Genomic DNA, 6189 nt, shown 5'->3' with positions numbered 1-6189 from the left:
TACGAGGGCTTCCGCCCGGCACGCCGAGAGCACGCACCTGACGCCGCGCGGCCCGCCCTTCGGGCGAACGACGGGACTTTCGCAACACGCCCTAGGCTCGCGCCGCAGCCCGCCCGTCACACGTACGGCACCCTGCTGAACCGGCCCGCCACGTGCAGGTCCGTCTCGATGTCCTGCGTCGCGCGGCGGAGTTCCGGGAGGACCTCGGTGACGCAGCGTTCGGGGGTGCGGCGGCTGCTGTGCATGGCGACGTTCACGGCGGCCACGACACGGCCGTCCCGGTCGCGTACCGGGGCGGCGATGGAGCGCAGGCCCTCCTCCAACTCCCCGTCGACGAGGGCGTAACCGTCCTGCCGTACGCGTTCCAGGACCGCCTTCAACTGGTCTTGGTCCGTGAGTGTGCGAGGGGTCAGGCGGGGGAGCGCGGGGAGTGGGTGGTCCGGGCGGTCGGCGAGGATCACGCGCCCAAGCGACGTCGCGTACGCGGGCAGTCGCGTGCCGACGGTCACGTTGATGCTCATGATGCCGCGCGTGGCGGCCCGAGCCGTGTACTGGACGTCGTCTCCGGCCAGTACCGCCAGCGAGGCCGAGTCCTGGAGCCGCTGGGAGAGCGTGGTGAGGTGCGGGTCCGCTATCTGGGCGAGGGACAGGCGGGACAGCGGCGGGAAGCCGAGGCCCAGGACCCGCGGGGTGAGCCGGAAGACGCGGTCGTGTGTGGCCACGTAACCGAGGTGTTCGAGGGTGATCAGGGCGCGGCGGGCCGTGGCGCGGGCGAGCCCGGTGGCCTGGGCGACCTGCGTCAGGGTCAGCTCCGGGCGCCCCTCGCCGAAGGCGGTGAACACGGTCAGGCCCCGGGCCAGTGACTCGATGAACTCCCGGCCGAGTTCCTGCTTCGAGGCGCCGGTCCAGAGGGCGAGGCCCGTGCGGGGGGCGGGACCGGCGGGCCGTGACCCGCGCGAAGACTCGTCCAGCTCCGCGTTCAATCCCTCGTTCAGCTCCGCGTTCAATCCCCCGTTCAGCTCCGCGCGCAGTTCCTCCTCCATCGCCGCCACCGCCGTCCGCAGCCTCGGCAGCACGCTGTCCCGCAGGTCGCCGGCGGTGTGCCGGCTGGTGTGGCTGACCACGCTCACGACGCAGGCGATCCGGCCGGAGCGCGGGTCGCGCACGGGTACGGAGAGGGCGACCAGACCCTGTTCGATGAGCTGGTCGTCCAGCGCCCAGCCGGTCTCCCGCGCCTCGGCCGTACGCCGCTCGAAATCGCCGTCACCGTCGCCGTCACCGGTGCTGCGACCGGCGTCATCACCGCTCCCGTCATCACCGCTCCCGTCATCGAGCGGGCGGCTACGCGCCGGGACCGCCGGGAACCGGCGGTCCTCCGGGTCGCCGGCCCGCCGGGTCCGCCAGCGGGACCAGTCCCGCTCGTCCCACTCGGTGGCGAACAGCGGGCCCGGAGCCGTACGTTCCGCCGGCAGCAGGTCGCCGATCCGGAAACTGAGCGACATCGCGCGCCGCCGGGTGGCCTGGTGGATGAACCGCACCCCGTCGAGGTCGCCGACGGCCAGCGACACCGACTCGTCCAGCTCGTCGGCGAGCGCGTCGGCGTGGGAGTCGAGGAGCCGGGGCAGGCGCAGGGCGGCCAGGTAGGCGTTGCCGAGTTCCATCAGACGCGGCGCGAGTACGGCGTCCCGGCCGTCGAGGCGTACGTAGCCCATGCGCGCCAGCGTGGCCGTGATCCGGTCGACCGTGGACCGCGCCAGGCCGGTGGCCCGCTCGAGTCCGCTGAGGCTGGCCACTCCGTCGGCGTCGGTCAGCCGGCGCAGCACGGAGATGCCGCGCATGAGCGGCGCGACGGCCTCGGCCGGCACGTCGGTGCTGGTCGCGGTGCCGGCCCTGGTGCCGGCCCCGCCGCCGACTGCCGGCGACACATTCGATGGCATGGGCTCTCCGTTGCGGATCTCAGATGAGACACCGTAATGCTTGCCCGCCCGTGCCAGCAGGTCGGCGACGCCGGGGCGAGTGGCCACGGCCACGGGGCGAGCGGCCACGGCCACGTGCCAGGGCCGTGTGAACCGGGCCGCGCGACGGCCCGCCTCAGCGCCGCGTCACACGCACCCGGTAGTTCCCCGCCAGGTCCGCCGACGCGATCCTGACCCGTACGCCCGTCTTCGGGTCCCGGAAGGACTCGCCGGGTCGGAAGGGGGCGTCGGAGAGTTCGGCGTGGACGTTGGGGCTGCGGGTGCAGCCGCCGCTGTGGCGCTGGGAGTCGAAGACGTTGACGGGCCCGTTGCCGGTGTCCACGTCCGCGTCGACCTTGTAGACGAGGATGCCGGGGCGGCAGACGGCCTCGTCGTTGCCCGCGCCGGTACGCAGTTCCAGCGCGTAACCGGTCTTCGTGCCGAGCGGTATGAAGACGAGCTTCGTGCCGCCGGGCGTGGCCAGCGGCGTCAGCGTGTACTCCTTCGTGCCGGGCGTCGCGGCGCAGCGGACCTGCGCGTCGTCCAGCCAGCCGAGCTTCCACTTGTGCCAGCCGAGCAGGTCGTTCCCGGCGCCCCAGTCCTCGCTCATGATGTCCCAGTGGCCGACCGCGCCGCCGCCGTCCTGGGTGTAGAGGTCGGGCAGGCCGAAGGTGTGGCCGTTCTCGTGGGGCAGCACCCGGTAGCCGGTGTCGCCGTAGGAGCCGGAGCCGTCGTCCTGGCGGCTGTAGACGAAGGACGCGTTGGAGACCGGCACGCCGTCCGCGACCGGGGCGTCCGCGTTGCCGGCGAACGTCACCGACAGGACGGTGTCCAGCGCGGAGGGCCCCGCGTTCGGGGTGACCAGCACGTTGAGGATGTCGTACGAGCGGAAGTCGACCTCGGGGTCGGCGGTGGCGACGATGTCCTGGACCAGGTCTCGGTAGGCGGGGTCGAAGGGGGCGCCCCGCTCTATCCCGTACTCCTTGAACGTCCTGGGCATCCGCAGCCAGTGTCTGACGGGGGCTTCCGGGCGGTAGTCGAGGCGGCCGTAGGAGCTGGTGCGGAACCATTCCCGGGTCTTCGGGAAGAACTCCTCCAGGCGGTCGAGGGCCTCGCCCTCACCGGGCGCGTCGGTGAAGTCGACCATCAGATTGAGGGCCCGGACGGTGCCGGTGGAGCGGGCGTAGCCGGCGGGGGTCGGGACGCCCTCCGACATCTGTACGTCCTCCGCGCCGCTGATCATGCAGGGGCCGAGCGCCGTGGAGCGGGCCAGTGCGATGGAGCCCGCCGAGGTCCTGCCCGCCGTGAGGTGCCCGGTGCCCGCGGAGGTGCTGGCCGCCAGTGTCAGGGCGGTCACCGAGGCGAGGGCGGCCACACGGCGCGGGCGTATCCGACGGCTGCTCGCCTGCATGCGTGGGCCCTTCGCCTCCCGGCAGCCCCCGGTCGCCGGCTGCACCCTCTCGATCACCCTCGGCCGCGGCGGGCGGCGGCGCTCGCTGGGAGGACCGAACGTGGGAAATCGGGGAGGTGAGGGGCGGTGCGCCGCTCCCGGAACCGGATGCTTCCGGCGATGTGATGCAGGTCACGGAAGGCGCGGGAAATAACTGGGGATCGTTTCCCCGTTTAGCCCTGTGTCCGAGCGAAACGGGGATCGATTCCCCGGATCACGCACCACGGACAGCAAGCCTTCGAGAAAGCCTCACCGGGGCCTCGCCGAGGTCCCACCGAGGCCCCGCTCAGCCCACCAGCTCACTCATGGAGACCACCGTGGACACCGCCACCCCGTGCCGCCGAGCGCCCCGGCCGCGCGCCGACGCTCTGCGCAACCGGGAGCGGATCGTCGCCGCCGCCCGCGAGATGATCGTCGAGTACGGCCCGGAAGTGCCGTTCGACGAGATCGCCCGCCGGGCCGGCGTCGGCAACGCCACGGTGTACCGGAACTTCCCCGACCGCGACACGCTGGTCCGTGAGGTCGTGTGCGCGGTCATGGACCGCACGTCGGAGCGGATCGAGGCGGCTCTCGCGGCCGAGGGCGGCGACGCCTTCGAGGCGCTGAGCGGCTTCGCGCACGCCGCGGCCGACGAGCGGATCGGTGCCCTGTGCCCGATGCTCTCGGAACGCTTCGACCAGGACCACCCCGAGCTCGTCGCCGCGCGCGACCGGATCACGGAACTGGTCGAGCTGCTCATGCAACGGGCCCGGGACGCTGGGCAGTTGCGGCCCGATGTCGCGTCCGGTGATCTGCTGGTGGCGCTCGGTCAGCTCACCCGGCCGCTGCCCGGCACCGTCTGCCGGGGCATCGACCGCTTCATGCACCGGCATCTTCAGCTGTTCCTGGACGGTATGCGGGCCCCGGCCCGTTCCGTACTGCCCGGAGCGGCCGTGACCGTGGAGGACCTCCGGCAAGCCCGATGACCCGAGCGGCACCCCGATGACCCGAGTGGCACCCCGATGACCCGAGTGGCCCTCAGATGACTGCCCGCGCAGTCGACTGACCGGCACCACCGATGAGTTGCGAGCCTCGCGCCCGTCACCATCTACGAATCTTCCTTTACTTACAGGCCCGTCCTTTCCTCCTTCCTCACACGTCCGTCGTTCTCCTGCGAAGTACCGAAGTGGGTACCCCCATGTCTGCAACAGCCAAGGCCACCGCCCCTCCGGCGGTCCCGGCCCCCGACAACAACCGCTGGAAGGCGCTCGTCTTCATCGCGCTCGCCCAGCTCATGGTCGTCCTCGACGCGACCATCGTGAACATCGCCCTGCCCTCCGCCCAGACGGACCTGGGCATCTCCGACGGCAACCGGCAGTGGGTCGTCACGGCCTACGCCCTCGCCTTCGGCGGTCTGCTGCTGTTCGGCGGCCGCATAGCCGACCTGTGGGGCCGCAAGCGCGCCTTCGTCGTCGGTCTGGCCGGCTTCGCCCTGGCCTCCGCCCTCGGTGGCGCGGCCACCAACCAGGCGATGATGTTCGGCGCCCGCGCCCTCCAGGGCGTGTTCGGCGCGCTGCTCGCGCCCGCCGCGCTCTCCCTGCTCGCCGTGATGTTCACGGACGCCAAGGAGCGCGCCAAGGCGTTCGGCATCTACGGTGCGATCGCCGGTGGCGGCAGCGCCGTCGGCCTGCTGCTCGGCGGCTTCCTCACCGAGTACCTGGACTGGCGCTGGACCTTCTTCGTGAACGTGCCGTTCGCCGTGGTCGCCGCGCTCGGTGCCTGGTTCGTCGTCCGTGAGCCCGAGGGCGGCCGCAACCGCTCCCCGCTCGACATCCCCGGCGTGATCCTGTCCACCCTCGGCCTGGTCGCGCTCGTCTACGGCTTCACCCGCGCCGAGTCCAACGGCTGGAGCGACTCCCTGACGATCGGCATGTTCGTCGCCTCGGTGGTGCTGCTCGCGGCGTTCGCGCTGGTGGAGTCCCGGCTCAAGTCGCCGCTGCTGCCGCTGCGCGTGATCACCGACCGCAACCGCGGCGGCGTCTACCTCTCGCTCGGCCTCGCCATCATCGGCATGTTCGGCCTGTTCCTCTTCCTGACCTACTACCTCCAGGTCGTGAAGGGCTACTCGCCGGTCAAGAGCGGCTTCGCGTTCCTGCCCATGGTCGCGGGCATGATCACCGGTTCCACCCAGATCGGTGCCCGGCTGATGACCCGGGTCGCGCCCCGGCTGCTGATGGGCCCCGGCTTCCTGGTCGGCGCCATCGGCATGGGCCTGCTGACCCAGCTCAAGGTCGACTCCTCGTACGCGTCCCTGCTGCTGCCCGGCATGCTGCTGCTCGGCCTCGGCATGGGTACGGCGTTCATGCCGGCCATGTCGCTCGCCACGCACGGTGTCCAGCCGCGTGACGCCGGTGTCGCCTCCGCGATGGTCAACACCTCGCAGCAGGTGGGCGGCGCGATCGGTACGGCGCTGCTGAACACGATCGCCGCCTCGGCCACCACGAGCTACATCAAGGACCACATCGCCGGTGCCGCCTCCGCGCCGCAGCAGCAGCTGGTCCAGATGGAGGGTCTGGTCCACGGCTACACCAGCGCGATCTGGTTCGCCGTCGGCATCCTCGTGGCCGCCTCCGCCATCGCCGTCACCCTCATCAACACCGGAAAGCCGAACCTTTCGGCCGCCTCCGGCGGCAGCGCGGACGATGGTGTCGAGGGCATCGAGGACGAGGTGAAGGTGCCGGTCATCGCCCACTGACCCGGCCCGACCGTACTCCGGTACTTCGTGTACGGGCGCGGGGTGGGGAC

4 protein-coding genes are annotated in these 6189 nt (G+C 71.8%); 2 read left to right on the top strand and 2 right to left on the bottom strand.

The annotated features are described in order from the left end of the window. Window positions 1–116 precede the first annotated feature (116 nt). Both ACFV6E_RS34705 and ACFV6E_RS34700 read right to left on the bottom strand, forming a co-directional pair. Window positions 117–1937, bottom strand: coding sequence for an IclR family transcriptional regulator C-terminal domain-containing protein (locus tag ACFV6E_RS34705; RefSeq protein ID WP_385467114.1), 1821 nt, complete (start codon window positions 1935–1937; stop codon window positions 117–119). Window positions 1938–2091: 154 nt separating this feature from the next. Further along, complete coding sequence (locus ACFV6E_RS34700) at window positions 2092–3366, bottom strand: M6 family metalloprotease domain-containing protein (RefSeq protein ID WP_385467111.1); 1275 nt, start codon at window positions 3364–3366, stop codon at window positions 2092–2094. 356 nt (window positions 3367–3722) lie between these two features. Here ACFV6E_RS34700 and ACFV6E_RS34695 point away from each other — a divergent pair, with 356 nt between their 5' ends. Together ACFV6E_RS34695 and ACFV6E_RS34690 are read left to right on the top strand one after the other, a co-directional pair. Then, a complete protein-coding gene (locus ACFV6E_RS34695) occupies window positions 3723–4370 on the top strand; it encodes a TetR/AcrR family transcriptional regulator (RefSeq protein WP_385168211.1) in 648 nt (215 codons plus the stop codon). A 212-nt stretch (window positions 4371–4582) separates the two neighbouring features. Continuing rightward, window positions 4583–6139 carry an MFS transporter gene (locus tag ACFV6E_RS34690; RefSeq protein ID WP_385168149.1) on the top strand — a complete coding sequence of 519 codons (1557 nt, stop codon included), beginning with the start codon at window positions 4583–4585 and terminating at the stop codon, window positions 6137–6139. The last annotated feature ends 50 nt before the right edge of the window (window positions 6140–6189 follow it).

The sequence above is a fragment of the Streptomyces sp. NPDC059785 genome, assembly GCF_042732375.1.
Taxonomy (GTDB): Bacteria; Actinomycetota; Actinomycetes; order Streptomycetales; family Streptomycetaceae; genus Streptomyces.
Note: the sequence above shows the minus strand (reverse complement) of the source record. Positions and strands in the feature narration are given on the sequence as shown.

What these genes read in the sequence shown, in the direction of transcription:
- ACFV6E_RS34705 (WP_385467114.1), bottom strand. Translation starts at nt 1,937, where the DNA reads ATGCCATCGAATGTGTCGCCGGCAGTCGGCGGCGGGGCCGGCACCAGG.
- ACFV6E_RS34700 (WP_385467111.1), bottom strand. Translation starts at nt 3,366, where the DNA reads ATGCAGGCGAGCAGCCGTCGGATACGCCCGCGCCGTGTGGCCGCCCTC.
- ACFV6E_RS34690 (WP_385168149.1), top strand. Translation starts at nt 4,583, where the DNA reads ATGTCTGCAACAGCCAAGGCCACCGCCCCTCCGGCGGTCCCGGCCCCC.